Source organism: Aurantimonas coralicida DSM 14790 (assembly GCF_000421645.1).
In the GTDB taxonomy this organism is placed as follows: domain Bacteria; phylum Pseudomonadota; class Alphaproteobacteria; order Rhizobiales; family Rhizobiaceae; genus Aurantimonas; species Aurantimonas coralicida.
Genome location: NZ_ATXK01000004.1, coordinates 52,311 through 78,532, shown reverse-complemented (window position 1 = coordinate 78,532; position 26,222 = coordinate 52,311). Strand labels below are relative to the sequence as shown.

At 66.1% G+C, this 26,222-nt stretch carries 22 protein-coding genes and 1 tRNA gene; 15 read left to right on the top strand and 8 right to left on the bottom strand.

Features of this window, described 5'->3' with window-relative positions:
• Positions 1 to 15: 15 nt before the first annotated feature.
• The 3 genes from H536_RS0110880 to fabD all read right to left on the bottom strand — a co-directional run bounded on the left by H536_RS0110880 (position 16) and on the right by fabD (position 2,175).
• Complete coding sequence (locus tag H536_RS0110880) at positions 16 to 252, bottom strand: acyl carrier protein (RefSeq protein WP_009209380.1); 237 nt, start codon at positions 250 to 252, stop codon at positions 16 to 18.
• Positions 253 to 436: 184 nt separating this feature from the next.
• The gene (gene fabG / locus H536_RS0110875; protein WP_024350502.1) at positions 437 to 1,174 is read right to left on the bottom strand and encodes a 3-oxoacyl-[acyl-carrier-protein] reductase; all 738 of its coding nucleotides are present in this window, start codon (positions 1,172 to 1,174) and stop codon (positions 437 to 439) included.
• A gap of 68 nt (positions 1,175 to 1,242) precedes the next feature.
• A complete protein-coding gene (gene fabD / locus H536_RS0110870; protein WP_024350501.1) occupies positions 1,243 to 2,175 on the bottom strand; it encodes an ACP S-malonyltransferase in 933 nt (310 codons plus the stop codon).
• A 407-nt stretch (positions 2,176 to 2,582) separates the two neighbouring features.
• Here fabD and rpsF point away from each other — a divergent pair, with 407 nt between their 5' ends.
• The 7 genes from rpsF (at position 2,583) to alr (ending at position 9,422) form a co-directional block, all read left to right on the top strand.
• Positions 2,583 to 3,023: a 30S ribosomal protein S6 gene (gene rpsF / locus H536_RS0110865; RefSeq protein ID WP_009209377.1), complete on the top strand. Its 441-nt coding sequence runs from the start codon at positions 2,583 to 2,585 to the stop codon at positions 3,021 to 3,023.
• A gap of 6 nt (positions 3,024 to 3,029) precedes the next feature.
• On the top strand, positions 3,030 to 3,278 hold the full coding sequence (gene rpsR / locus H536_RS0110860) for a 30S ribosomal protein S18 (protein ID WP_024350500.1): 249 nt from the start codon (positions 3,030 to 3,032) through the stop codon (positions 3,276 to 3,278).
• 165 nt (positions 3,279 to 3,443) lie between these two features.
• Positions 3,444 to 4,409, top strand: a complete 966-nt coding sequence (locus H536_RS0110855) for a hypothetical protein (RefSeq protein ID WP_024350499.1) — start codon at positions 3,444 to 3,446, stop codon at positions 4,407 to 4,409.
• Positions 4,410 to 4,442: 33 nt separating this feature from the next.
• Complete coding sequence (gene rplI, locus H536_RS0110850; RefSeq protein ID WP_024350498.1) at positions 4,443 to 5,051, top strand: 50S ribosomal protein L9; 609 nt, start codon at positions 4,443 to 4,445, stop codon at positions 5,049 to 5,051.
• Between the two features lie 215 nt (positions 5,052 to 5,266).
• Positions 5,267 to 6,556 (top strand): cyclopropane fatty acid synthase, encoded by a 1,290-nt coding sequence (locus H536_RS0110845; protein WP_024350497.1) that lies wholly within the window; start codon positions 5,267 to 5,269, stop codon positions 6,554 to 6,556.
• A 212-nt stretch (positions 6,557 to 6,768) separates the two neighbouring features.
• Positions 6,769 to 8,256, top strand: a complete 1,488-nt coding sequence (locus H536_RS0110840) for a replicative DNA helicase (protein WP_024350496.1) — start codon at positions 6,769 to 6,771, stop codon at positions 8,254 to 8,256.
• A 38-nt stretch (positions 8,257 to 8,294) separates the two neighbouring features.
• Positions 8,295 to 9,422 (top strand): alanine racemase, encoded by a 1,128-nt coding sequence (alr, locus tag H536_RS0110835; protein ID WP_244495425.1) that lies wholly within the window; start codon positions 8,295 to 8,297, stop codon positions 9,420 to 9,422.
• Here alr and H536_RS0110830 read toward each other — a convergent pair.
• Entirely contained in the window at positions 9,419 to 9,736 is a 318-nt protein-coding gene (locus H536_RS0110830; RefSeq protein ID WP_024350494.1) for a DUF1294 domain-containing protein, read from the bottom strand. The two genes, alr and H536_RS0110830, sit on opposite strands and share 4 nt — an antisense overlap.
• A gap of 173 nt (positions 9,737 to 9,909) precedes the next feature.
• Between H536_RS0110830 and radA the strand changes: the two genes are divergently transcribed.
• The 4 genes from radA (at position 9,910) to H536_RS0110810 (ending at position 14,385) form a co-directional block, all read left to right on the top strand.
• Positions 9,910 to 11,298, top strand: coding sequence for a DNA repair protein RadA (gene radA, locus H536_RS0110825; protein WP_024350493.1), 1,389 nt, complete (start codon positions 9,910 to 9,912; stop codon positions 11,296 to 11,298).
• 120 nt (positions 11,299 to 11,418) lie between these two features.
• Entirely contained in the window at positions 11,419 to 12,033 is a 615-nt protein-coding gene (locus H536_RS0110820) for a CvpA family protein (protein ID WP_009209369.1), read from the top strand.
• 122 nt (positions 12,034 to 12,155) lie between these two features.
• The gene (gene purF, locus H536_RS0110815) at positions 12,156 to 13,607 is read left to right on the top strand and encodes an amidophosphoribosyltransferase (RefSeq protein WP_009209368.1); all 1,452 of its coding nucleotides are present in this window, start codon (positions 12,156 to 12,158) and stop codon (positions 13,605 to 13,607) included.
• Between the two features lie 37 nt (positions 13,608 to 13,644).
• Positions 13,645 to 14,385 carry an SDR family NAD(P)-dependent oxidoreductase gene (locus H536_RS0110810; protein ID WP_024350492.1) on the top strand — a complete coding sequence of 247 codons (741 nt, stop codon included), beginning with the start codon at positions 13,645 to 13,647 and terminating at the stop codon, positions 14,383 to 14,385.
• Positions 14,386 to 14,393: 8 nt separating this feature from the next.
• On the opposite strand, the gene H536_RS0110805 is transcribed toward H536_RS0110810, so the two are convergent.
• The 4 genes from H536_RS0110805 to H536_RS25135 form a co-directional block, all read right to left on the bottom strand.
• Positions 14,394 to 15,224 (bottom strand): CDP-alcohol phosphatidyltransferase family protein, encoded by an 831-nt coding sequence (locus H536_RS0110805; RefSeq protein ID WP_024350491.1) that lies wholly within the window; start codon positions 15,222 to 15,224, stop codon positions 14,394 to 14,396.
• 5 nt (positions 15,225 to 15,229) lie between these two features.
• Complete coding sequence (locus H536_RS0110800) at positions 15,230 to 15,928, bottom strand: phosphatidylserine decarboxylase (protein ID WP_024350490.1); 699 nt, start codon at positions 15,926 to 15,928, stop codon at positions 15,230 to 15,232.
• Between the two features lie 111 nt (positions 15,929 to 16,039).
• Positions 16,040 to 17,854: an ABCB family ABC transporter ATP-binding protein/permease gene (locus H536_RS0110795; protein ID WP_228241137.1), complete on the bottom strand. Its 1,815-nt coding sequence runs from the start codon at positions 17,852 to 17,854 to the stop codon at positions 16,040 to 16,042.
• Positions 17,855 to 18,084: 230 nt separating this feature from the next.
• On the bottom strand, positions 18,085 to 20,823 hold the full coding sequence (locus H536_RS25135; RefSeq protein WP_060576902.1) for a LysM peptidoglycan-binding domain-containing protein: 2,739 nt from the start codon (positions 20,821 to 20,823) through the stop codon (positions 18,085 to 18,087).
• 255 nt (positions 20,824 to 21,078) lie between these two features.
• Here H536_RS25135 and H536_RS0110785 point away from each other — a divergent pair.
• The 4 genes from H536_RS0110785 to H536_RS23735 all read left to right on the top strand — a co-directional run bounded on the left by H536_RS0110785 (position 21,079) and on the right by H536_RS23735 (position 26,184).
• Positions 21,079 to 21,168: transfer RNA gene (locus H536_RS0110785), tRNA-Ser, on the top strand.
• Between the two features lie 85 nt (positions 21,169 to 21,253).
• Positions 21,254 to 22,843 (top strand): site-specific integrase, encoded by a 1,590-nt coding sequence (locus tag H536_RS0110780; protein WP_060576905.1) that lies wholly within the window; start codon positions 21,254 to 21,256, stop codon positions 22,841 to 22,843.
• Positions 22,844 to 23,035: 192 nt separating this feature from the next.
• Positions 23,036 to 24,919 (top strand): ATP-dependent nuclease, encoded by a 1,884-nt coding sequence (locus H536_RS0110775; RefSeq protein ID WP_024350486.1) that lies wholly within the window; start codon positions 23,036 to 23,038, stop codon positions 24,917 to 24,919.
• A gap of 321 nt (positions 24,920 to 25,240) precedes the next feature.
• Positions 25,241 to 26,184, top strand: a protein-coding gene (locus H536_RS23735; protein WP_192844229.1) for an IS630 family transposase whose coding sequence is annotated in 2 segments (ribosomal slippage) — positions 25,241 to 25,577 and positions 25,577 to 26,184 — 945 coding nt in all. Because the reading frame shifts where the segments join, the coding sequence is not laid out codon by codon here.
• Positions 26,185 to 26,222: the final 38 nt, after the last annotated feature.

Here is a 26,222-nt window from a genome sequence, read left to right as displayed (position 1 = left end):
GGCCGCCCGATTGGGTCAGGCCTGGTTCTTCTCGATGAACTTGACCGCGTCGCCGACCGTCAGGATGGTCTCGGCGGCATCATCGGGAATCTCGACGCCAAACTCTTCCTCGAAAGCCATGACGAGTTCGACCGTATCGAGGCTGTCGGCGCCCAGATCGTCGATGAAGCTCGCGTTGTCCGTGACCTTCTCCTGCTCGACGCCCAGGTGTTCGACGACGATCTTCTTCACTCGCTCAGCGGTATCGCTCATTGTCAGTCCTCTATTGCGATTGGTTTCGCCGCTTTCGTTAGACGTGGCACGACGCATTATCAAGCGTTGTGGTCATCCTCGTCGCGGCCAGTCCGCAGGCAACGACAGCGGAAAATTCGAAGTGCCGGCGCATAGCATGCCCTGCCGCGGGGGCCAAGCGGCCAGCGGCGGGGCAGCCGTGCCCTCAGATCATGGCCATGCCGCCGTTGACGTGCAGGGTCTGGCCGGTGACGTAGCCGGCCTCGTTGGACGCCAGATACACCGCCGATGCGGCGATTTCATCGGCTTCGCCCATGCGCTTCATCGGGATCGCCCCCATGATCGCGTCCTTCTGCTTGTCGTTCAGCTTCTCGGTCATGGCGCTGGCGATGAAGCCGGGCGCGATGCAATTCACCGTCACCGAGCGCGAGGCGATTTCCTGGGCAAGCGATTTCGACAGGCCGATCATGCCCGCCTTCGCCGCACAATAATTCGCCTGGCCGGGATTGCCGGTGACGCCGACGATCGAGGTGATGTTGATGATTCGCCCGAAGCGGCGCCGCATCATCGGATGGGTCACGCCGCGCGTCAGGCGGAACGCCGCCGTCAGGTCGACCTCCAGCACCGCGTCCCAGTCCTCGTCCGACATGCGCACGAACAGCCCGTCGCGGGTGATGCCGGCATTGTTGACCAGGATATCGACGCCCTGCATTTCGGCTTCGGCGGCTTCGGCCAGCCGCTTCTGCTCGGCCCGGTCGGACAGATCGGCGGGAAACACCATCGCCCGCTCGCCCAGCGAAGCGGCCAGGTCGTCCAGCTTCTCGCGTCGGGTGCCGTGCAGGCCCACGGTCGCACCGGCGCCGTGCAGGGCGCGGGCGATCGCCTCGCCGATGCCGCCGCTGGCGCCGGTCACGAGCGCCTTGCGCCCGGTCAGATCGAACATGTCGGATTCCCTCCGTTATGGTCTGCTCCGCAGCGCCAGGCGCCTGCGGCTCTCTCTAGATAGGATGATCAGCCGGCGGTGAAAGCGCGGACATCGTCAGCGGTGCCGATGGCGCGCCCTTCGAGGCTGCGATCGATTCGGCGCGCGAGCCCGGTCAGGACCTTGCCGCTGCCGATCTCGACCAGCGAATTCACGCCGTTGGCCGCCAGCCATTCGATGCTTTCGCGCCAGCGCACCTGGCCCGTCACCTGTCGCACCAGCCGCTCGCGAATCTCGGCGGGATCGGATGTCGGACCGGCCGTCACATTGGTGACGACTGGAACACGCGGAACCAGGATCTCAGCATCGGCCAGCGCCTCGGCCATGCGATCGGCCGCCGGCTGCATCAGCCGGCAATGGAAGGGCGCGGAGACCGACAGCGGCAGCGCCCGCTTGGCGCCCCGCTCCTGCGCCAGCGCAATCGCCCGGTCGATCGCCGCGGCATTGCCGGAGATGACGATCTGGCCGCCGCCATTGTCGTTGGCCGGCTCGCAGACTTCGCCCTCGGCAGCGTCCTCGCAGAGCTTGGCGACCGCCTCGGCATCGAGGCCGATGATCGCTGCCATCGAGCCCGCACCGCTTGGCACCGCCTCCTGCATGGCATTGCCGCGGATGCGCAACAGCTTCGCCGTCTGCCCGATCGACAGCGCGCCGACTGCGGCGAGCGCCGAATATTCGCCGAGCGAGTGGCCGGCGACATACGCCGCCGTCTCGACGGAGAAGCCTTCGGCCTCCAGCGCGCGGATTGCCGCCATCGACACCGCCATCAGGGCCGGCTGGGCATTTTCGGTCAGCGTCAGACGGTCCTCGGGTCCCTCGAAGACCAGCGCCGACAGCTTCTCGCCGAGCGCCTCGTCGACCTCGTCGAAGACGGCACGGCTGGCGTCGAAGCTGTCATAGAGAGTACGGCCCATGCCGACGCTCTGACTGCCCTGTCCCGGAAAGACCAGTGCGGTGGTCATGCGGCTCTCCCTTGTGTTGCTGGTTGCAAAACGAGTGCAGGCAATGGTTTGGTCAAGCCCGTCCTGTCAAGCAGGCGGCCCGATCCGTGCTCGAGCCGGGCGCGACAACCCGGCCGAGGCGCGGCGACCGCGCGGCGAATGGCCGGCGGGACTTGCCAAACGCCGCGCAAGCGGGTAGTGGAACCCTCCTCATTGTCCGGGTCTCAGCTGGGGGCTGAACGGAAAGCTGTCGATGTCGTCGACAACAGATGCCAAAAGGTATCGGTTTCCCGTGTCTCCGCTCTCGACCGTTCTTGTACTGACGCCTTTCCGATCGTCCTGCTTCCCGCGGGTTTCGCACGAAAGTCGTTGAGGCTTAGCCGCTGTACCCGGGCGAATGCGAACGTGAAACGGAAAGGCGATAGCGCATGGCTCTGTACGAGCACGTATTTCTCGCGCGCCAGGATATCTCGAACCAGCAGGTCGAGCAGCTCGTCGAGCAGCTCCGCGGCATTCTCGAGACCAATGGCGGCAAGATCGGCAAGGTGGAAAACTGGGGTCTGAAGACCCTCACCTTCCGCATCAAGAAGAACCGCAAGGCGTATTACACGCTGATGAATATCGACGCCCCGTCGGCGGCGGTGCAGGAGATGGAGCGCCAGATGCGCTTCAACGAAGACATCCTGCGCTACATGACGATCCGCGTGGAAGAGCACGAGGAAGGCCAGTCGGCCATGATGCAGAAGCGCGACGATCGTCCGCGCCGTGGCGATCGTGGCGACCGCCCGCGTCGTGACCGCGAAGACGGCCCGCGCCGCGACCGCGACGACGACCGTCCCCGCCGCCCCCGCGACACCGATTCGGAGTAAGCCAAGATGGTCGATATCGCCCAGCTTCCCACCCGCCGGCCCTTCCATCGCCGTCGCAAGTCCGACCCGTTCGCCGGCACCGATTCGCCGAAGATCGACTACAAGGACGTACGTCTCCTGCAGCGCTACATTTCCGAGCGTGGCAAGATCGTGCCGTCGCGCATCACGGCCGTGTCGCAGAAGAACCAGCGGGCTCTTGCCCAGGCCATCAAGCGCGCGCGCTTCCTTGGCCTTCTGCCCTACGTCCTGAAGTAGGACCGACCACATCTCCGGCGGCGCTCATGGCGCCGCCGGCTTTCCGGACGCATCAGGCGGCGCCGGAATGACGGGACGAAAGCCGGCATGGTGCCGCGACCGTCCGCCAAGCCGAGTTGGGGCATCTGGCCTCTAACTGCCACGAGCAGGACAGCGAACGAGTTCATGCAGCCCACCGCCATCATCATCGCGATCATATCCGGCCTTGCCAGCGCGCTGCTGTTCGCCGGTATCGTGCTGCAGTCGAGCTCCGCCGTCAGCCTTGCGCTGGCCGCCCCCATTCCCATCGCCATTGCCAGCCTCGGCTGGGGATCGACCGCCGGTTTCGTCTCCGCCGCCGTCGCCACAGCAGCCATCTATGCCATCGCCCAGTCCGTGCCGAGCGCGCTGACGCTGCTCGCCTCCATGGCGCTGCCGACGGCCGTCGCCGGTCATCTCGTCGGGCTGGCCCGCCCGCTGGCCGACGATGCGCCGCGCCCGCTGGGGGCAGCGAACGCCGCTCCGCCCCTCGACTGGTATCCGCTGTCGCGCGTGCTCATGGCGATCACGCTGATGGCGATCGGCTCCTGCATCTTTCTCGGCTGGTATCTCGGCTTCGACCCCGAGGACTTCATCCCGGCCGTCGTCGACGCCCTGCGCCAGAGCGGCGGCGCCATGGACACGGCGACCGACGACGAGCGCCGCGCCATCGCGCAGCTGATCATCGGCCTCGTCCCCTTCGTCCAGCCTGCCGTCGTGGCGATCTCGCTGATCGTCGGGCTGTATCTCGGCGCCGCCATCGTGCGCGTCTCGGGCCGCCTGCCGCGGCCGAAGGACGACATTCCGACAAGCGCGCAGCTGCCGCAGATCAGCCTCGTCATCTTCGCGGTGGCCGCCGGCGCCGCTTTCGCGGGCGGCACGATCGGCCTCCTCGGCGACGTGCTCCTCGGTGGCTTCGCCGCCGCCTTCACGCTGGTCGGGCTCGCGGCACTGCATCGCCGAACCCGCGGACGCCAGGGCCGTTTTCTGGTCCTGTTCTCCAGCTATGCGGCGTTGATCCTGCTTTCCTTCCCGATCGTCCTGTTTCTGGCGATGGGGATCTACGAAACCTGGCGGCGCCCGGACGATCCGGCACCGACCGGTCGCAACTGATCCAAGAACCAAACCTCCTGAAAGGACAGACCAATGGACGTCATTCTTCTCGAACGCATCGCAAAGCTCGGCCAGATGGGCGAGACCGTGAAGGTTCGCGACGGCTTCGCCCGCAACTTCCTGCTGCCGTCGGGCCGTGCACTGCGCGCCAACGAAGCCAATGCTGCGCGCTTCGAAGCGCAGAAGGACCAGCTCATCGCCCGCAACGAAGAGCGCAAGGCCGAGGCCCAGGGCGTCGCCTCCTCGCTCAACGGCAAGAGCTTCATCGTCGTGCGCCAGGCCGGTGAGACCGGTCAGCTCTACGGTTCGGTCTCCACCCGCGACATCGCCGACCTGCTCGCAGCGGCCGACTTCAAGGTGAACCGCAACGACATCCAGCTGAACCAGCCGATCAAGACCATCGGCGTGCACCCGATCACGATCGCGCTGCATCCCGAGGTGGACGTCAGCATCTCGATCAACGTCGCCCGTTCGCAGGACGAAGCCGAGCGCCAGGCGCGCGGTGAAGACCTGACCTCCGCCGATGCGATCTACGGCATCGACGAGGAAGAGGAAGAGCTGGACGAGGACGAGCTGGACGGCGAAGAAGTCGAAGCCGGCGAGACCGACGAAGCGACCGCAGAGTCCGACGAGACCAACTGATCGGCAGTCGCCGGCGGGCCCTGCCCGCACCGACGATTCCGCAGCGACCCGTAACGAGAGGGGCCGGCATTGATTGCCGGCCCCTTTTGCGTTGGGATCGGGCCCCCTTCCCATCGCGCCGGTGGCCCATAAGATAAGGAAGGCAGTGCATACCAAGCGATAAGTTCCCGTGACGCCGCGAGCCGTCAGGCTCAGGCCGACGCAGGAGTGGTGACATGAACCGCATACTCGCGACGTATCTGAAGCATCTTCTCGTTTTCGGCGATCTCACCGTGACCGACAGTGACGGCCGCGTGACCCGCTGGGGCGACGGCACCGGTGATCCGGTCCATCTGCGCTTCAACACGGCCGCCGCCGAACGCGGCGTGGCGATCAATCCCGGCCTGAAATTCGGCGAAGCCTACATGAATGGCGGCGTCGACATCACCGAGGGCACGATCTTCGACATGTTGGCGCTGGTCTTCCGCAACGCCGGCAACAAGGCCCAGAACGAGCCGTGGATGCGGGCGATCGCCCGGCTGCGGCTGATCTATCGCCGGGTGATCCAGAACAACACGCCGCAGCGCGCGCGGCGGAACGTCAAGCACCACTACGATCTGTCGTCGGAGCTCTACGACCTGTTCCTCGACGTCGACCGGCAATATTCCTGCGCCTATTTCGACCGGCCCGGCGCCGGGCTCGACGAGGCGCAACTCGCCAAGAAGCGCCATATTGCCGCCAAGCTGGCCTTCGACCGGCCGGGCCTGAAGACACTGGACATCGGCTGCGGCTGGGGTGGCATGGGGCTGTATCTCGCGCGCCATCTGGACGCCGACGTCACCGGCATCACCCTGTCCGACGAGCAACTGGGCATCGCCCGCTCAAGGGCCGATGCGGCCGGGCTCTCCGACCATCTGCGCTTCGAGATCGCAGATTACCGCGACACCGCCGGCCCGTTCGACCGGATTGTCTCGGTCGGCATGTTCGAGCATGTCGGGGTCGACTTCTACGACGATTATTTCCGCCAGTGCGCCCGCCTTTTGGACGAGGACGGGGTGATGCTGCTGCACACGATCGGGCGCTGGGACGAACCGGCCAACACCAACGCCTTCATCAACAAGTACATCTTCCCAGGTGGCTATCTGCCGTCCCTCTCGCAGATCGCCCATTCGGTCGAGCGCGCCGGCCTGATCATCAGCGATGTCGAGGTGCTGCGGCTTCACTACGCCGAGACAATCCGCCACTGGCGCGATCGCTTCGCCGCGCGCCGCGACGAGGCCAGGGCCCTGTATGACGAGCGCTTCTGCCGGATGTGGGAGTTCTACCTCGCCGCGTCGGAAACCGCGTTCCGCTGGCAGGATTGCGTCGTCTTCCAGGTCCAGCTGACGAGGAAGGTCGACACCCTGCCGATTACCCGGGACTACATGCTGGAAGCCGAAGCCAGGCTGCGCGAACTCGAGCAGCGGGACACCGTCCGCCCGATCGCCGCCGGACGGACCGAAATGGACCGGCAGGCCGCGGAATAGTCATTCGGGCCGAAGGGACACCGGCGCACCCGTCAACAGCCGCGCCGGTTATCCCCGATCTTATCCACCGTCACGCCGCCCATCGTGGCGGTTTCGCCGATGCGGATCACTCACCGCCGGATCGGCGTCACGGCCGGTGCGAATCGCTGGCAGCGGACGGCCCTGTGGTGTAGTCAGAACGCTTCCTGAAGCGATGGCAGAGGTGACGCGGCATGGCGGATGCAGCGCGCAAGATGGACGACGACGCGGCGGCGCTCTATCGCGAGGCTCCGAGCAATATCGAGGCCGAGCAGGCGCTGCTGGGCGCCATGCTGGTCAACAACGACGCCTATTACGTCGTCCACGATTTCCTGAAGCCCGACCATTTCTTCGAGCCCCTGCACCGGGAGATCTTCGCCAAGACGTCCGAGATGATCCGGATGGGCAAGATCGCCAATCCGGTGACGATCAAGACGTTCCTCGCCGCCGGCGACAAGGTCGGCGACCTGACCGTGGCGCAGTATCTCGCCCGTCTGGCCGCCGAGGCGACCACGATCATCAACGCCTCCGACTATGGCCGGGCGATCTACGACCTCGCCATCCGGCGCTCGCTGATCCGCATCGGCGAGGATGTCGTCAACATCGCCTTCGACGCGCCGCTGGACATGGAGCCCAAGGCGCAGATCGAGGACGCCGAGCGCCGGCTGTTCGAACTGGCCGAGACCGGCCGCTACGATGGCGGTTTCCAGTCCTTCACCGAAGCCGTGACGCTTGCCGTCGAGATGGCGACCGCCGCCAAGGACCGCGACGGCGGCCTGTCGGGCGTCTCCTCCGGGATCAGCGCCCTCGACCGCAGCATGGGCGGCCTGCAGGCGTCGGATCTGATCATCCTCGCCGGCCGGCCGGCCATGGGCAAGACCTCGCTCGCCACCAACATCGCCTTCAACATCGCCGCCGCCTACGAGCCGGCGGAGCAGGCGGACGGCTCCTTCAAGGCCAAGAACGGCGGCGTCGTCGGCTTCTTCAGCCTGGAAATGTCGGCCGAGCAGCTCGCCACCCGCATCATCTCCGAGCAGACCGAGATCTCCTCCTCGAAGATCCGGCGCGGCAACATCAACGATCAGGAACTGGTCAAGCTCGTCGGCTGCTCCGAGACGATGCAGCGGATCCCGCTCTATATCGACCAGACCGGTGGTATCTCGATCGCCCAGCTCTCGGCGCGGGCCCGGCGCCTCAAGCGCCAGCGCGGCCTCGACGTCATGGTCATCGACTATGTCCAGCTGATGCAGGGCTCGAGCCGCACCCAGGGCAACCGCGTGCAGGAGATCACCGAGATCACCACCGGCCTCAAGGCGCTGGCAAAGGAGCTGGCCGTCCCAATCATCGCCCTGTCGCAGCTCTCGCGTCAGGTGGAAAATCGCGACGACAAGCGCCCGCAGCTCGCCGACCTGCGTGAATCGGGCTCGATCGAGCAGGACGCCGACGTGGTGATGTTCGTGTATCGCGAGGAATATTACCTCGCCAACCGCGAGCCCAAGCCGGGCACGGACGACCATCTGAAATGGGAGCAGGCGCTGAACGAGACCCGTGGCAAGGCCGAGGTGATCATCGCCAAGCAGCGTCACGGCCCGACCGCAACGGTGCCCCTCGCCTTCCAGGCCGAATACACCCGCTTCACCGATCTCGCCGACGACAGCTATCTGCCGGAACGGTTCGAATAGCCGGTGCGGTCGTGACTGCTCCGCACCGTTTCGGGCGCATGCCCGTGGTCGAGATCGACCGCGCAGCGCTCGCCGCCAACTGGACCCTGCTAGCCGCACGCAATCCCGGCGCGCGCACCGGCGCCGCGGTCAAGGCCGACGGCTACGGCCTCGGCGCTGCCGAGACCGCCCGCACGCTCCACGCCGCCGGCTGCCGCGACTTCTTCGTCGCCTGGGCCGAGGAAGGCCGGATCGTGCGGGCAGCGCTTGATGGATTGGCGCGCCCGAATGACGGTACCGCGCCTTCGCGCATCTTCGTCCTGCAGGGGCTCGAACCCGCCAGCGTCCCCCTGCATCTCGAGACCGGTCTGATCCCGGTCCTCTCGACGCCCGGCGACATCGCGGTCTGGCGTGACGGTCTGAAGGCCGCCCGACGGCGCGCGCCGGCGGCGATCCAGCTCGAAACCGGCATGAACCGGCTGGGGCTCGACCGCGCCGACGCCGAAGCCGCAGCTAGCCTCGCCGCATCCGGCGCACTCGATCTGGCTCTGGTGATGAGCCACCTGGCCTCGGCCGACGAGCCGACGGACCAGAGCGCCCGGCAGCATGCCCGGTTCCTGGAACTGGCCGGGCTGTTTCCTGGCGTGCCACGTTCGCTCGCCAATTCCGCCGCGGTGTTTCTCGGCAGCGAATTCGGCTTCGACCTCACCCGTCCCGGCATCACCCTTTACGGCGGCGAGGCGGGGCCGGCTTCGCGCGGCGTCCTGCGGCCGGTCGCGCGCCTCACCGCCGCCATCCTGCAGGTCCGCACCGCCACTGCCGGCGAGGCCGCCGGCTATGGCGCCGCCGCACCGCTCACACGTGAGACGCGGATTGCGACGGTCGGCCTCGGCTATGCCGATGGTTATCACCGCGCCGCCTCGGGCGCCGGGGTGGCCGTGCGCGACGTGCGTCCCGGACCGCAGGCCTTCGTCGCCGGGCAGCGCGTGCCCGTGCTGGGACGCGTCTCGATGGATCTGACCCTTCTCGATGTCACCGATGTCCCGGATGACGCGCTCGCGCCCGGCGACCGGGCCGAGTTCTTCGGCCCGAACCTGTCGATCGACGCGGTGGCCAGTGCGGCCGGGACGATCGCCTATGAATTGCTGACCGGCCTCGGTCCGAGGGTCGAGCGCCGCTGGTTCTAGCCGACCTGCCCCACGATCCACTGCTGCACCGTATCGGCCCCCAGCACGAGAACCGCCATGCCGAACCCCACGATCAGGAGCACCTGCATGGCCGCGATCGCCCAGAGCTGCGTGCGGAACGGTTCCTTGCGGGTCTTGTGGCGGATGATCTGCTGCGCCGCGATGGCCCCGAGGCTGCCGCCCATCAGCGCGTAGCGCAGCAGCGTGCTTTCCGGCGTGCGCCGCACTCCGGCCCGCGCCTTCGTCTTGTCGAACACGAACGCCCAGTAGGCGGCGATATTCACCGCCACGAGATAGAAACCGATGATCAGCATCGTCGCCTCGCGCTCAGGTTGCGGCCACGATCATCGCATCGCGAGATTGCCGAACCCTTGCCGGCCTAACGATAGCGCGCAGCTCCTGAAATCGCCTCTCGATGCTGGGCCGACCGCAGGCTTGTTTTTGTTTTGTTCTTGACTGACGGGCGCGTGGAAACCAAGAAGGCGCCATGGCCAAAGCGAAACCTTCCTTCATCTGCCAGAGCTGCGGCGCGGTCTATACGCGCTGGCAGGGCAAGTGCGAATCCTGCGGCGAATGGAACACCGTCGTCGAGGAGAACGCCTCCGGCGGCATCGGCGGCGGACCCCAGCGCGGTCGCCGCAAGGGCACGCCCTCGGCGCTGCTGCCGCTGTCCGGCGAACTCGAAGAGGCGCCGCGCATTGTCTCCGGCATCGACGAGCTCGACCGGGCGACCGGCGGCGGCATCGTGCGCGGCTCGGCTCTCCTGATCGGCGGCGATCCCGGCATCGGCAAGTCGACGCTCCTGATGCAGACCGCAGCCGCCCTGTCGCGGCGCGGGCACAGCGTCGTCTATGTCTCGGGCGAGGAAGCGGTGGCGCAGGTGCGGCTGCGCGCCCAGCGGCTCAACGCGGCCGATACCGACGTTCAGCTCATGGCCGAGACCAATGTCGAGGACATTCTCGCGACCCTCGCCGAGGCGCGCCGTCCCGACCTCGTCATCATTGATTCGATCCAGACCCTATGGAGCGACCTCGCCGAATCCGCGCCGGGCACGGTGACCCAGGTGCGGGTCGGCGTGCAGGCGATGATCCGCTTCGCCAAGGCCAGCGGCGCCGCCGTCATCCTCGTCGGCCATGTCACCAAGGAAGGCCAGATCGCGGGCCCGCGGGTGGTCGAGCACATGGTCGATGCCGTCCTCTATTTCGAAGGTGAAGGCGGGCATCACTACCGCATCCTGCGCACTGTCAAGAACCGCTTCGGTCCCACCGACGAGATCGGCGTCTTCGAGATGGGCGATCTCGGCCTGCGCGAGGTGCAGAACCCGTCCGAGCTGTTCCTCGGCGAGCGCAACGAGAAGGCCGCCGGCGCCGCCGTCTTCGCCGGCATGGAAGGCACCCGGCCGGTCCTCGTCGAGATCCAGGCCCTCGTCGCCCCCTCGGCCCTCGGCACGCCGCGGCGTGCCGTCCTCGGCTGGGACCAGCCGCGGCTGGCCATGGTGCTGGCGGTGCTGGAAGCTCATTGCGGCGTGCGGCTCGGTCAGCACGACGTCTATCTCAACGTCGCCGGCGGTTTCCGCATTTCCGAGCCGGCGGCCGATCTGGCCGTGGCCGCGGCGCTGGTCTCCTCGCTCAGCGGCGCGCCCCTGCCCGCCGATTGCGTCTATTTCGGCGAGATCAGCCTGTCCGGCTCGGTGCGCCCGGTTGGCCAGGCGGCGCAGCGGCTGAAGGAGGCGGAAAAGCTGGGCTTCCGGCAGGCCGTCCTGCCGTCGGGCAGCCCCGACCTGCCGCGCACCCGCGACATGGTTGCCAATGAGATCGAGGCCCTGCCCGATCTCGTCGCGCGGGTCGCGGCGGGCGGCAATGGGAGCGAGGCTTGATTTTCCGGCAAGTCCCTAGTGTAAAACTGTCATGAAAAGCGCTACAGCGTGGGCGAGCGGGGCAGCCCGGACGATCCCGCGCCCGCCCGCACGATCCATATGCCTACGGGGCCATCCTTCATGACCGTCACGCTTCTCGATGCGATTCTCTTCGCGATCATGCTGGTCTCGGCGCTGCTCGCCATGGTCCGCGGCTTCTCGCGGGAGATCCTGTCGGTCGTCTCATGGCTTGTCGCGGCGGCTGCGGCCTTCTTCTTCTACAAGCCGCTGACCCCCTATGCCGCCGAGTACATAGCCTCCGACACCGTCGCCATGGTGGCGGCCGCCGCAGCGATCTTCCTGGTCGTCCTGATCATCGTCTCCTTCATCACCCTGCGCATCGCCGACTTCATCATCGACAGCCGCATCGGTGCGCTCGACCGCACGCTCGGCTTCATCTTCGGCGCCGTGCGCGGCCTGCTCCTCGTCGTCGTGGCGATGCTGTTCTTCAACTGGCTTGCCCCCGAGAACCAGCCGGACTGGATCGCCGGCGCGCGCTCCAAGCCGTTCCTCGACAACCTCGGCCAGCAGCTCGTGGCCGCCCTGCCCGACAACCCGGAAGAGGTCATCCTCGACAGCATCCGCGGACCGCAGGATGCGGATGGCGTTCCCGAGGGCACGGCGACGCCCGGCGAGCCGACCTCGATCGAAGGTGTCATCGAAGGCACCGACACTCCCGCGCAGCCGGCGAACTAGCCGGCGTTGCGGCCGCGGCATGATCTCTTCGCTCACCGCCTCGCATGCGACGACATAAGCGCGTATAGGGTGGGGCATCTAACGGACGGCCGACCGACAACGGCAAACGGCGGATAAAATCGATGGATGACACGCCTTTCGGCGATGACTCGCTGCACGAAGAGTGCGGCGTTTTCGGCATTTTCAAACGGACCGATGCGGCCGCACTGACCACGCTCGGCCTGCATGCTTTGCAGCACCGGGGCCAGGAGGCGGCCGGCATCGTCTCCTTCGACGGGAGCCAGTTCCATGTCGAGCGCCACGCCGGGCTGATCGGCGATACCTTCACCAAGCAGGCGGTCCTCGAGCGCCTGCCCGGTTCCTCGGCCATCGGCCACACCCGCTACGCCACCACCGGCGGCGGCGGCCTGCGCAACGTCCAGCCCTTCTTTGCCGAATTGTCGGCCGGCGGTTTCGCCGTTGCCCACAACGGCAACATCACCAACGCCATGACCGTGCAGCGCGAATTGCAGCGCCGCGGCTCGATCTTCTCCTCCACCTCCGACACCGAGACGATCCTGCATCTGGTGGCCACCAGCGCCGCCCGGCTGTTCGTGGAAAAGCTCGTCGACGCGCTGACGCGGCTCGAAGGCGCCTTCTCGCTGGTCGGCCTGTCGTCGAAGAAGATGGTCGGCGTGCGTGACCCGCTGGGCATTCGCCCGCTGGTTCTCGGCGATCTCGAAGGCTCGCCGATCCTGGCGTCCGAGACCTGCGCCCTCGACATCATCGGCGCGGATTTCGTGCGCGACATCGAGCCCGGCGAGATGGTCGTCATCAGCGACGACGGCATCGAGAGCATCTTCCCGTTCCAGGCGCGGCGCGCCCGCTTCTGCATCTTCGAATATGTCTATTTCGCCCGGCCCGATTCCACCGTCGAAGGCCGCAACGTCTACGAGATCCGCAAGAAGATCGGCGGCGAACTGGCCCGCGAGAGCCATCCCGAGGCTGATCTCGTCGTGCCGGTTCCCGATTCGGGCGTTCCGGCGGCAATCGGCTACGCGCAGGAATCCAACCTGCCCTTCGAGCTCGGCATCATTCGCAATCACTATGTCGGCCGGACCTTCATCCAGCCGACGGATTCGATCCGCCACATGGGCGTGAAGCTCAAGCACAACGCCAACCGGCGCATGCTGGAGGGCAAGCGGGTCATCCTCGTCGACGATTCGATCGTGCGCGGCACGACCAGCCAGAAGATCGTCCAGATGGTCCGCGAGGCCGGCGCGACCGAGGTGCACATGCGCATCGCCTCGCCGCCGACCCGTGCCAGCTGCTTCTACGGCGTCGACACGCCGGAAAAGGCCAAGCTGCTCGCCTCGCGCATGACGGTCGAGGAGATGGCCGACTTCATCAAGGTCGATTCCCTCGCCTTCCTGTCGATCGACGGGCTCTACCGGGCCACCGACGAGCCGTCGCGCAACAAGATGGCCCCGCAATTCTGCGACGCCTGTTTCACCGGCGACTATCCGACCTCGCTGACCGATCAGGAGGGCGTCGAGAACGTCCGTCCCCTGACGCTGCTCGGCGGCGCCGGCTGAGACCCCAGACCATATCCATTCTACCGGCAGACAGCAGATGACAAAGCAGCTTCAAGATCGCGTCGCACTGGTCACCGGCGCCTCGCGCGGCATCGGCTACCAGATCGCCAAGGGCCTCGCCGCCGAGGGCGCGCATGTGATCGCGGTCGCGCGCACGGTGGGCGGTCTCGAGGAACTCGATGATGAGATCAAGGCACTGGGCAGCTCGGCCACCCTGGTGCCGCTGGACCTGACCGACATGGGCGGCATCGACCGTCTCGGTGGGGCAATCCACGAGCGCTGGGGCAAGCTCGACGTGCTGGTGGCCAATGCCGGCCTCCTGGGCGTCCTCGCGCCCATCGGCCACATCGAGGCGAAGGTCTTCGACAAGACGATGACGGTGAACGTCAACGCCACCTGGCGGCTGATCCGGACCACCGACCCGCTGCTGCGCAAGTCCGATGCAGGGCGCGCCATCATCATGTCGTCGGGCGCAGCGCATTCGGCCAAGGCCTACTGGTCGCTCTACGCGGCCACCAAGGCCGCCTGCGAGGCGCTGGTGAAGTCCTGGGCCAACGAGACCGAGAACCTGCCGCTGCGCGTCAACTCGGTCAATCCGGGCGCCACCCGCACCGCCATGCGCGCACTGGCCATGCCGGGCGAGGACGCCAAGACCCTGCCGACCCCGCGCGAGGTCGCGGCCAAGATCGTGCCCCTCGCCTTCGCCGACGTGACCGCGACGGGCAAGCTGTTCGACGTGCGGCAGGATCGCTTTCTGGATTATCGCGACCCCGCCTGAGGGTCGCCCTAAAGCGACATGCCGGACATGCTGCGTCCGGCTTCGCGGCTCTGCCGCTGCCGATAGGCGCGGACCGAGAAGAAGATCGACGCGCCATAGACCAGCACCGTCAGCGTCGCCGTCGCCCAGAAGAAGCTCAACAGAACCGCGATATAGCAGACGACCGCCAGCATGATCGGGATGGCGTAGTCACGCCGCACCCGGATGCCGGCGCCCTTGCCCGACCAGGTCGGAATGCGGCTGGCCATCAGAAGCCCGATGAAGACCAGATAGACCGAGGCGACGACCGCGGTAACCTCCGGCAGGCCGGATTCGAAGCCCGCGAGACTCAGATAGATCGGGAACATCGCCATTCCCGCCCCCGCCGGCGCCGGCACGCCGACGAAGAAGGCCGACTGCCATTTCGGCCGCTTGGGATCGTCGAGCATGGTGTTGAAGCGGGCCAGCCGCAGCGCGCTGGCACTGGCGTAGAGCAGCGCCGCGATCCAGCCGAGCGAACCGGCATCGTGCAGCATGTAGGCATAGAGCACGAGCCCCGGCGCCACGCCGAAATTGACGATGTCGGCAAGCGAATCCATCTCGGCGCCGAACCGGCTCTGCCCCTTGAGGAGACGCGCCACGCGCCCGTCGATACCGTCGAGCAGCGCCGCACCGAGCACCATGCCGACGGCCAGTTCGAACCGGCCCTCGAAGGCCAGCCGGATGCCGGTCATCCCGGCGCAGATCGCCAGGATGGTGATGAGGTTGGGCACGATATGCCGGAACGGGATGCGCCGGCGAACCTTGTCGTCCTCGGCGTCCGGCTTGCCCGGATCGAAGGGCGGAAACGGCGACTCGATCGCCATCAGTCGCGCCTCGACGGCCACGTCTTCAGGTTCTCGCCGAACTCGGCGATGATCGTCTCACCGGCCACGGCCCGCTGGCCCTCGGCCACCCGCGGCACGAAGCCGTCCGGCAGATAGACGTCGAGGCGCGAGCCGAAGCGGATCAGGCCGAAGCGCTCGCCGGCCTCGATCCGGTCCTCGACATTCGACCAGCAGATGATGCGGCGGGCGACCAGCCCGGCGATCTGCACCACGCCGATCTCCCCGCGCGGTCCCTCGATCACCATCGAGGAGCGCTCGTTGACCTCGCTGGCCTTGTCGAGTTCGGCATTGCGGAACTCACCCTCGCGATAGGAGATCAGCCGCACCCGGCCGCGCATCGGCGCGCGGTTCACGTGGCAGTCGAAGACGTTCATGAACACCGAGATGCGCAGCATCGGCTCGGTGCCGAGGTCGAGCTCCGCCGGCGGCATGACGTGGCCGACCAGCGAGACATGGCCATCGGCCGGGCTGATCACCAGATGCTCCGCGACCGGCGTGACGCGCTCGGGATCGCGGAAGAAATAGGCGCACCATGCGGTCAGGACGAGGCCGGCCCAGAACAACGGCTCCCACAGGAAGCCGAGGACCAGCGAGACGACGAAGAAGCCCGCAATTAACGGATATCCCGCCCGGTGGATCGGCACGAGCGCGTTGCGGATCGAGGTGAAGATGGTCACTGGCTGTCTGGTTCCTTCAAAACTGGCGACGCGGCTGCGCCTGCCGGTCGGATAAGGGGCAATGGCGGCAAAGCAAAGACGGTTCCTCTGCGCCACTTACGAGAACCGATATCACGTCTCCGGCGTGCGCCGGCGATCGACGATCCCGAACTCGTCCGCCTCGCGGGCGCGCCGCAGGGCTTCCTCGGCCTCGCTGGCCTCGCGCTGCATCGCCCACATTTCGGCGTAGAGCCCCGCATTTTCAAGCAGTTCGCGATGGGAACCGCGTTCGACGATCTCCCCGGCCTTCAGGACGATGATCTCGTCGCAGTCGATGATCGTCGACAGGCGGTGGGCGATCGTCAGCGTCGTGCGCTCCCGCGAGACGAGATCGAGCGCCGTCTGGATTTCCTGCTCGGTATGGGTGTCCAGCGCCGAGGTCGCCTCGTCCAGGACGAGGATCGGCGGCGCCTTCAGGATGGTCCGGGCGATGGCGACACGCTGCTTCTCGCCGCCCGACAGCTTCAGGCCGCGCTCGCCCACCATGGAGTTGAAGCCCTCCGGCAGTTCGCGGATGAAGCCGGCGATCTGCGCCAGTTCGGCCGCCCGCAGCACCTCTTCCTCTGTGGCCGTGATCCGGCCGTAGCGGATATTGTAGAGAACGGTGTCGTTGAACAGCACCGTATCCTGCGGGACGATGCCGATGGCGCCGCGCACCGACGCCTGCTGCACCTTGGCAATGTCCTGGCCGTCGATCAGGATGCGGCCGGACTTCACGTCGTAGAAGCGGAACAGCAGTCGCGAGATCGTCGACTTGCCGGCGCCCGACGGTCCGACGATCGCCACCGACTTGCCCGGCGGCACCTCGAAGGAAATGCCCTTCAGGATCTCGCGCGCCGGATCGTAGCCGAAGCGCACGTCCTCGAAGCGGATCGCGCCCTCGGTGACGGTCAGCGCCGGCGCGCCGGCCGGATCCTTCACCTCCGCATCGACCTCGAGCAGGCCGAACATCGCCTCGATGTCGGTGAGCCCCTGCCGGATTTCCCGATAAACGAAGCCGATGAAGTTCAGCGGCACCGAGAGCTGCATCAGCATGGCGTTGATGAAGACGAAGTCGCCCAGCGTCTGGGTGCCGGCCCGCACTTCCAGCGCCGACATCACCATGGCGATTGCCATGCCGACGCCGAAGATCACGCCCTGGCCGAAATTCAGCCAGCCGAGCGAGGTCCAGATACGGGTCGCGGCCGTCTCGTAGCGCGCCATCGAATGGTCGAAGCGCTCTGCCTCCATGCCCTCATTGCCGAAATATTTGACGGTCTCGAAGTTCAGCAGCGAGTCGATCGCCTTGGTGTTGGCGTCGGTGTCGGAATCGTTCATGTCGCGGCGGATCGCGATCCGCCAGTCGCTGGCCTTGATGGTGAACCAGCCATAGAGCCAGACCGTCGCCGCGATGACCGCGAGATAGGACAGGCCGTAGGCGAAGCCGAAGATGATCGCGACCAGCGCGAATTCCAGGATCGTCGGCAGCGTGTTGAGAATGGTGAAGCGGACGATCGCCTCGATGCCCTTGGTGCCGCGCTCGATGATCCGCGACAGGCCGCCGGTGCGCCGTTCCAGATGGAAGCGCAGGGACAGGCGGTGCATGTGCACGAAGGTGCGGTAAGCGAGCCGCCGCACGGCATGCTGGCCGACCCGCGCGAACAGGGCGTCGCGCAACTGGTTGAGCCCGACCGAGATAATCCGCGCGACATTGTAGGAGACGACGAGCGTGATCGCGCCGGTCAGCGCCAGCGGCAGCCATTCCGTCGCCGTATCCGCGCCGTCGAGGGCGTCGGTCGCCCATTTGTAGAAATACGGGACGAGGACGGTCAAAAGCTTGGCAAGGACGAGGAAGATCGTCGCATAGGCGACGCGCATCCGCAGGTCCGGGCGCTCCGACGGCCACATATAGGGCCACAGATTGGCCAGCGTCTCGAAGGTCCGGCCGCTATCGCCGGACACGCGTTTACCGGGGTCTGACGCCACGTCGATCCTTTCCAACGAAGCGGCGCGCCGGGCTGTCCCGCCGCGCCGTCGACGTCTGGTCTGTGTCCGCCCGCGTCTAGATCACCGCCCGGCCGAATACAACGACGCCGCGCATCTTGCGGCCTTGCGCCGCCCTGCGCGTCGCGGCGCGATCAGCCTTCACCTTCGCCCGTCGCCTCGATGGCACCGGCGTCGTCGCCTTCGCCGGCATCGCCGTCCGCCGGCGTCTCCGGCAGGCGGAAGACCTGCGCCGGATAGATCAGGTCCGGATCGCGGATCTGGTCGCCATTGGCAAGGTAGATGACCGTGTAGCGTTGGCCCTCACCATAGGTCCGCCGCGAAATCTCCCACAGCGTATCGCCCTTGCGGATGATCACGCGCCCATCCGCATTGGCGAGCGCCGGCTGCCGGTTGACCGGGACGTCGGCCTCATCGCCATCGGCCGCGGATCCGGTCAAGGGCTGGTCACCCGCGCTGCTACCCGCCGGATCAGTCCGTGGCCTCTGGGCGTCGGCCTGCTCCGGACTGGTGGCAACGACCGCACGCTCGGGAGCCTCGGACGCCACGACTGTCGACGAAGAACCACCGGACTCGCCCGTTGCGCCCGACGCGGCATCGGCGGCGGCGCCGGTTTCCTGACCAGTGGCGTCGCGCCCGGCCTCGCTGCTGTCGCCCGGCCCGCCCGCCGCGGGTTCGGCCAGAGCCGGCGCGGCTGCATCCGGCGTACCGGCAGCAGTCTCATTGGCGTCCGCAACCGTCACTCGACCGGATTTCTCGGTCCCGGCCTCGGGAGAGGTCTCGCTCGTATCCACCAGCCCGGCACTATCCGTCGCCCGGCTCGCATTCTCGGCATTCGCCATCGACGACGCGTCCGGTACGCTTGCCGACGAAGCCTCTTCATTGCTCCCGGCCGCGTTCGAAGCCGAACTGTCCTGCGACGCTTTCTCCTGCGGCGCGCGATCTTGCGCCGGCGCCACGGCCGCGGCGGTCGCGCCCTCGGGGCGCGTGAACGGCACCTCGGCGCGGGCCACGACGCGGCCGTCCGGCGAAATCTGGTCGGCGCGCACCAGATGCTCGCCGACGCTCATGCCGGTGTCGCCGGTGACCAGGAACCGATCGCCGAAGCCGGCCTCGTCCTCGGCCAGGAAGACATTGTCGACATAGACCCGCACCCGCGCCCCGCGCTCGGCGGCGCCGGCGATATAGACCTGCGAACCCTCGACCTCCACCGCCTCGACCCGCAGCAGCGGCACCGTGGACGGGCTCGACGGCACGGCGTCGGCACTCCTGTCGCGCGGCAGCATCACGGCGCCGCCCGGCTGCACCGGCGCATCGCTCGCCGTCACATCCGTTTCGTCCGACGTGCTGGCGGCACTGTCCGCGGAACCCTCCGCCGGGACCGCCACCGACGGGGTACCCTCCGCGGCCGTGTCCGCAGGTGCGGACGCGCCCTCTGCGGGCAGACGTGCAGCCGTCTCGCTCGGCGTGGGAGATGCGCTGGCCGCATCCGCCGGCTCAGGCTTCTCGGCCTCGGACGGCGACCCCGCCTCCGCCGGCAGAGCCGGCTGCGCTGCTTCAGAAGCCGCGCCAGGCGCTGCGGCATCACCACCGGCGGCCGGCATCTCGATGAGCCGGGTCGGCGCATTCGGCGCCTCGACCATCGCCAGCAGTTCGCCCGGGCGGTCGCGCGGCGGAACGCTGACGATCGCGGTTTCCTGCGAGCGCGTGACGCTACCGTCCGGTAACGTCGCGCGAATGGTGATCGCATGATCGCCCGGCGGGAGCGGAGCATCGAGCACCACCGCGAAATCGCCGCCGATCCCGGCCGTATCGCCGCCGAGCACCGTCTTGTCCGACATCAGCGCGATGCTGCTGTCGGCCGGCGCCCGCCCGGCAATGACGGTGGAACCATCGGGCTCGACCCGCAGCAGATCGAAGCGCGGCGCTTGGGAAGCTGCAGCAGCGTCGCCGTCGGCGCGCCCCTCGTCACGATCGCCGGCATTCGCGGCAGCGGCAGCGTCGACCGATTCGGCAGACGCAGGATTCTCAGCGTCGCCGGTCTCATTGGCGGCCGTCACCGGATCGCCGCTTGCCCCGTCCTCCGTACGACCGGCGCCAGGCGTCTCCGAAACATCGGCAACGTCCGCACCGGCTGTCGGGGTCGAGGCCGCGTCGCCATTCTGCGCCGAACCGCTCTCGCTCGCCCCTGCGACCGTTCGATTCTGGCCGTCGGATGCGGTGCCCTCAGGAGGCTCCGTTCCACCCGCATCGTCGCCAGCGCCCGTACTGCCAGCACCGGCCTCGCCCACATTCGCAGACGCATCCGCGACAGTCCCCGCAGCGCTCGCGTCCGAATCGCCGGCATCATCAATGGCCGACGGCGTGGAAGCTGCGTCGGTCGTGACATCCGAACCCGCGACCGCACCGGCTTCGGTGGAAACCGAGGGATCCTCGACAGATCCCTGATCCCCCTCGCCCGCAGTCGCGACCTCCGTCTGCGCCTGTGCCGTCTCCGGCTGTCGCTGCGCCTCGGTGTCTTGCCCAGCCTCTTCGTTCCCCGCGACGGCCGGCGCGACATCGGACGTTGCCGAAGCGGTCGCGTCTCCTTCGGTGACCGACGGTTCGTCCGCAACGTCTGCACCGGGCGACGCAGTCCCTGCATCCGCTTCGGAATCGGTCGCGGCCATTTCCGTCGAATCGTCCGGGACTGGCCCGGCATCCGCCGTCTCGCTGCCAGCGTCCTTACCGGCGACCCCATCCGTCACCTCGGCCGGATCGCCGCGTTGCGCCACCCGCAGCTTTTCACTGCTCAGCATGTCCCAGTAGCCGGCGACGATCGCCGCCAGGAGCACGAGACAGACGAGGACGATTCCGAAAGCTTTTTTCTGCATGATCACACCATTGCCGCCGCCCCGATCGCACGGCCGCTGAACCCCGGGGACAACTCCCTGTGATCTTTAGCGAAGCCCCGACCCGGTCACAAGCGAACCGCGCTGCGGTTCGTCTGCGCAGCCCGGTGCGAAGGCACGCCACCACACGTCGCCCATGTCCGAGAACGAACGAAATTGGCGAAGACGGCGATTCCCCACGAGTTTTCTCGTCCACGCCCTTGCAAGCACGTGCCACGACGGGTAATCCGCGCAACTGGAGAGGTGGCCGAGTGGTCGAAGGCGCTCCCCTGCTAAGGGAGTATACGGGAGACCGTATCGAGGGTTCGAATCCCTTCCTCTCCGCCACCAACCAATTCAAGCCCATACGACACACGGCTTCCAGCCGTTCAAGGTTTCGCAACCGCCGCACTGGTACACCAGGACGGTACACATGGGATTGCGAATGGTTGCTCCTTGGCGTCACCCGGATTCGGGCATTTTCTGGTATCGGCGAAAGGTTCCGGGCGACCTTCGGCCGCTCGTCGGCAAGACCGAAGTCAGACTGTCGCTTCGCACGCGTGATCCCGCCGCAGCGCGTGTCGAATTCACTCGGGTCGCCGCGGAGATCGAGTTGCAATGGGCGTCGCTTCGACGTGGGGTGCAGCCCGTAAGCCACCGCCAAGCGGTCGCGATCGCTGGCGAGATCTATCGCGAAATCGTGGCCACATACGCTGACAATCCACAGGACCGGACTGGCTGGCGAGGCGATCTGGTGACCGACCAGGCACTGTTCACGCCGAAAAAGGTGCGCATGTCGTTCGCAGGCGATGAGGCGCTCATGCGCGGCATCCTGGAGCGTGTGCGGTCGTCCTATTATATGGACCGCGTAGAAGCATTCCTCAGCGCCAGAGGCATGATTGTATCGGAGGATGCCAAGCAGGCAATCCACACCGCCGTAGGCCAAGCCATCGTTCAGGCGCGCGAGCATCTGGACCGGATGGCTGGCGGCGACTACCGCCCGGACCCGGACGCTACGCGCTTCCCGGAATTGGCTCCCATCGAGCCTGCGATCCCTCAAACATCACCCGTCACTGAATCCGCCGACCGCTACTCGTTGTCGGCCGTTTTCGAAGCGTACGCCAAGGAGCAAGGGTTGGCTCCAACAACCCTCAAAGCGTGGCGACGTATCATTCGCAGTATTGCACGGGAACATCCTGATATCAGGACCATCGACAAGACTTGGTGTCTCGCGTGGAAGGACGCCCTCCTGAACAGAGGATTGTCGGCAGGCACTGTGAACAATGGCTATCTCGCGGCACTGCGCGCGACGTGCACATGGGCCAAAAAGAACGACAGGATCAAGGAGAGCCCGCTGACCGAAGTCGCGGTTACGCAAAAGAAGAAGGCCCCCATCCGCTCGCTCGGCTACACAGACGACGAGGCCAATCGCATCCTCAGCGCCGCGCTGCTAGCGCCTGAGGGGCGGATTACTCCAAAGTACGCATCCGCGCGCCGATGGTTGCCGTGGCTCTGTGCCTATACGGGTGCGCGGGTCGGCGAGATCGGACAACTGCGCAAACAGGATGTGATCGAAACGCGAGGCATTCCTCTCATCTTCATCACGCCCGACGCGGGTACGACAAAGAACGAGCGCTCGCGATATGTCGCCATCCACCCTCATCTGATCGAGCAAGGTTTCCTCGACTTCGTCAGTGGTCAGGGTAGCGGACCGTTATTCTACGACCCTTCGCGAATGAGAGGTGGGTCTGTCGAGAACCCGCAATATAAGAAAGTGGGGGAACGCATTGCGTCCTGGGTCCGCTCGATCGGCATCACCGACCCCGTGTTGCAGCCGAACCACGCTTGGCGTCATCGCTTCAAAACTCTTGCGCGTCGACACGACCTCGATCCAGGAACGGTGACGTACATGCAGGGGCATGCATTCAAAACCGAGGGCGACCTCTATGGTGACCATGAACCGGAAGTGCTGCTCAGAGAGATTGCCAAGCTTCCCGCCTACTCGGTTACCAATGGGACCTAGGGAAAATACCGCCGACCCCAGTATCCTTCGCCGGAGGCATAACGTTTTTTTTCGACTGTAATGGGTGGAAAACTGACCGTCTGGCTTCGAGCGGCGGATTGCGAAAGCTGCCATTTCGCCATGGACTCATTGTGCTCGTACGGCGTCGCTGCAACATGTGCCGAAAGCCAACTTCGATCCCAAAAGGTTCTCGTGTCCGACGATCCCGCACTACACCTCCCTTCCACCGCTGCCGCTGCTGCTCCGACGACCGACATTGCGATTCCGCTCGACGTCATATCCGGGAAGCCTGGCGGTACGGTCACGATCCGCCCCGGCATCACCACCCTCGTAGGACCCAACGGCAGCGGTAAGACCCGGGCCCTGCGGTCCATCCAACGAGCACTTCGCAATCGCGGTGCGGAAGCCGCCCATGTCCGCTTCCTCCCAGCGGGGCGTACCGGCCCTATCGAGCGCTTCCGCGCCGCAATCGATTCTCCCGGTGTCGGTTCGATCGATGGCGAGGCATATTACGGACACGTCAGCTACCGCTCCAGTTGGCATCAGATTGAGAGCGTCGCGGGCGACCTGATGAATCTCGATCACCGTCCCGATTTGCGAATAAAGGTCGAAACTCGGCTGCAACAGCTCTTTGATCGCGGGATAGACTTTCAGTGGATTCAGCAAGGACTCGCAGTGTCGTTTACCGCCATGTCCAACAACGCGCGCTATCAATCCGGGCTCGAAGCGAGCGGCATTACTCAGCTCGTTTCGCTCCTAGCCGCAATCTACGACGACACGATCGGCACTCTTATTGTCGACGAGCCCGAAATCTCGCTCCATCCGCAGCTCCAGGCGTTCATCTTCGAAGAGATGGTATCAGTCGCCGGTGACTGGGCTCAAAAGGGCAAGAAGCGGATCGTGATTTCAACACACTCGCCTTCGTTCCTGCCTCTCCACTCGCTCGCCGACCTTCCCAGCATCGTGTTCTTCGGTGGCGACGCCGATTGCCGCCAAATCGATCCCGCCAACGGGCTGCTTCAATCCTCAAAGCTCGCCAATTTCGTCGCACGCACCAGCCTATCCCACCGGCAGGCGCTGTTTGCCGAACACATCCTCTTGGTCGAAGGACCAAGCGACGAGGTCGTCGCGGCGCGGACCTCCCATCGCCTCGGCATGAAGATCGAGGCGCGCAACACCCAGATCCTCCCCGCGCTCGGCAAGGGCGAATTCCGCGAGGCAAGGAAGCTCTTCACCGAGATCGGCATGCGGGTCGCTGTGCTCGCTGATCTCGACGCCCTTGTGGACGACAACAGTTTGGTGAACGAGTTCAGCAGCGCTGACGAGGCGAGCGTGATCGCCAACGCCAGCGGTCATCCTTCGCTCATCGACCTCGATGGCAAGCTGCGGTCCGAACTTGCGGGGCTAATCGCGACGAATGGCGTCGCACTTGATGCGGCGATCGCAGCGTATCCTTACTGGTCGGACAAGCAGGATCCGGATATAAGGCGTCGGCGGTGCGCAATGGCTCAACTGCTCACCCAACCTTCAGCGTTTACCGGTGATCTCGGTGAAAAGATGGCGGCGTTGGCCACCCGCTATGGCGTGCTGCTTGACGGTCTCGAGAAGCTCGGTTGCTTTTTCCTCCGCCACGGCGCTATCGAGAATTACTTCGCTGACACCTCGACCGGGGCCGGCAAACCCGCTCGTGCGAGCGCCGAGGCCGAACGCCTTGCCGCACTGCCGCCGGCGCAAATCGCGACCGCATATCCCGAACTCGTTCGCGCGCTACGCTACGCTGCGCCCGGGCGCAGCATCGACGAAAGTGTGCTTCTGCGCGGCAAGCTGGCAGCGGCGCTGGGCGCGATCTTCCAGGCGATGGAAATCAACTCAACCGATGTTCAGATAGAGGGCATGGCGATCTCGGTCCTGCCGGCGATCAAAGGACTTTTCACCTTTCGAAATGCGACGAGTGATGATCAACCTGCGGTGCGCGTCGAACTCCTTTCGGAGATTTTCAATCTGACCGGATTTCCCCTGACCGTAGCGAGGAACGATAACCTCAACGACGCGGTCGGCAAAATCCAGCCCGGCTGATAGTCCACGCCCGTTCCAGCGAACCGCAGCTTTCGGGATGAACTGGCAGCCACTCAAATGGCCGAGATGGGCGCATCACTGCTGTAGTAGCAGTGGAACATACGTCCCCATCCGGAATCCGCAAGGTCGCGCAGGCACGACCGCAATGGGTCGATCGCCATCCGACCGCTTCCGGACGTTCCCATCCTCGGCGCGATCGGCTCGACCGGGTGGGAAGCGGTCAGGCGGACCACTAGAGCACGTCCTTCGATTGATGAATCGGATGTGAAGTGACGGTTGGAGCGGTGTCTGATTCAAATTCCATTTCGATGGAGGTGGATGATGGCCAGAGCATTGAGCGAGGATCTGCGGTCACGAGTACTGAACGCGTCGTCGGACGGAATGTCTGCACGCCAGGTGGCCGCCCGGTTCGGGATCGGCATATCGACGGCGATCCGGTGGATCGGGAGAGCCAGGATCGGCGAGCGAACGGCCCGGCCGCAGGGCTGGCGGCGTGGGTCGACCCTCGATCCGCACAAGGCCGTCAGCTTCGGGATGATCGAAGAGCAGAAGGACATCACGCTCGATGAGATGGTGAGCCGTCTCGATGCGGAGGCGAGTGTCCGGATCGGCCGCAGCGCATTGAGCGTCTGGCTCCGCCGCCGTGGTTGGACGTTCAAAAAAAGACCGCACATGCATTGGAGCAGGAGCGCGCCGACCTCCTGAAGCGGCGCCAGGCGTGGTTCGATGACCAGCTCGGTCTCGATCCGGCCAAGCTTGTCTTCATCGACGAGACCGGGCTTTCTACCAAAATGGCCCGCCTGCGTGGACGGGCTCCTCGCGGTGAACGCTGCCGGGCCGGGGTTCCTCACGGCCACTGGAAGACGACCACCTTCACCGGCGCCCTTCGCCTGACCGGCATGACCGCGCCGATGGTCCTCGATGGCGCCATGAACGGCATCGCCTTCCGGGCCTATGTCGAACAGGTCCTCGTGCCGACGCTCTTGCCCGGCGACGTCGTGATCATGGACAATCTGCCGGCGCACAAGGCGGAGGGTGTCCGTCTTGCGATCGAGCAAGCCGGCGCCGAGTTGCGCTTTCTGCCGCCCTATAGTCCGGACTTCAACACGATCGAAATGGCCTTCTCCAAGCTCAAGGTACTGACGAGATCGAAGGCCGAAAGGACAGTCGACGGGCTGTGGGATGCAGTCGGCGCCGTCATCCCGCTCTTCAAGCCAGACGAATGCGCCAACTACTTCGCCGCTGCCGGATATGAACCGGATTAAGCCGGATGTGCTCTAGTCGTCGGCGACTGCTTTGCGCC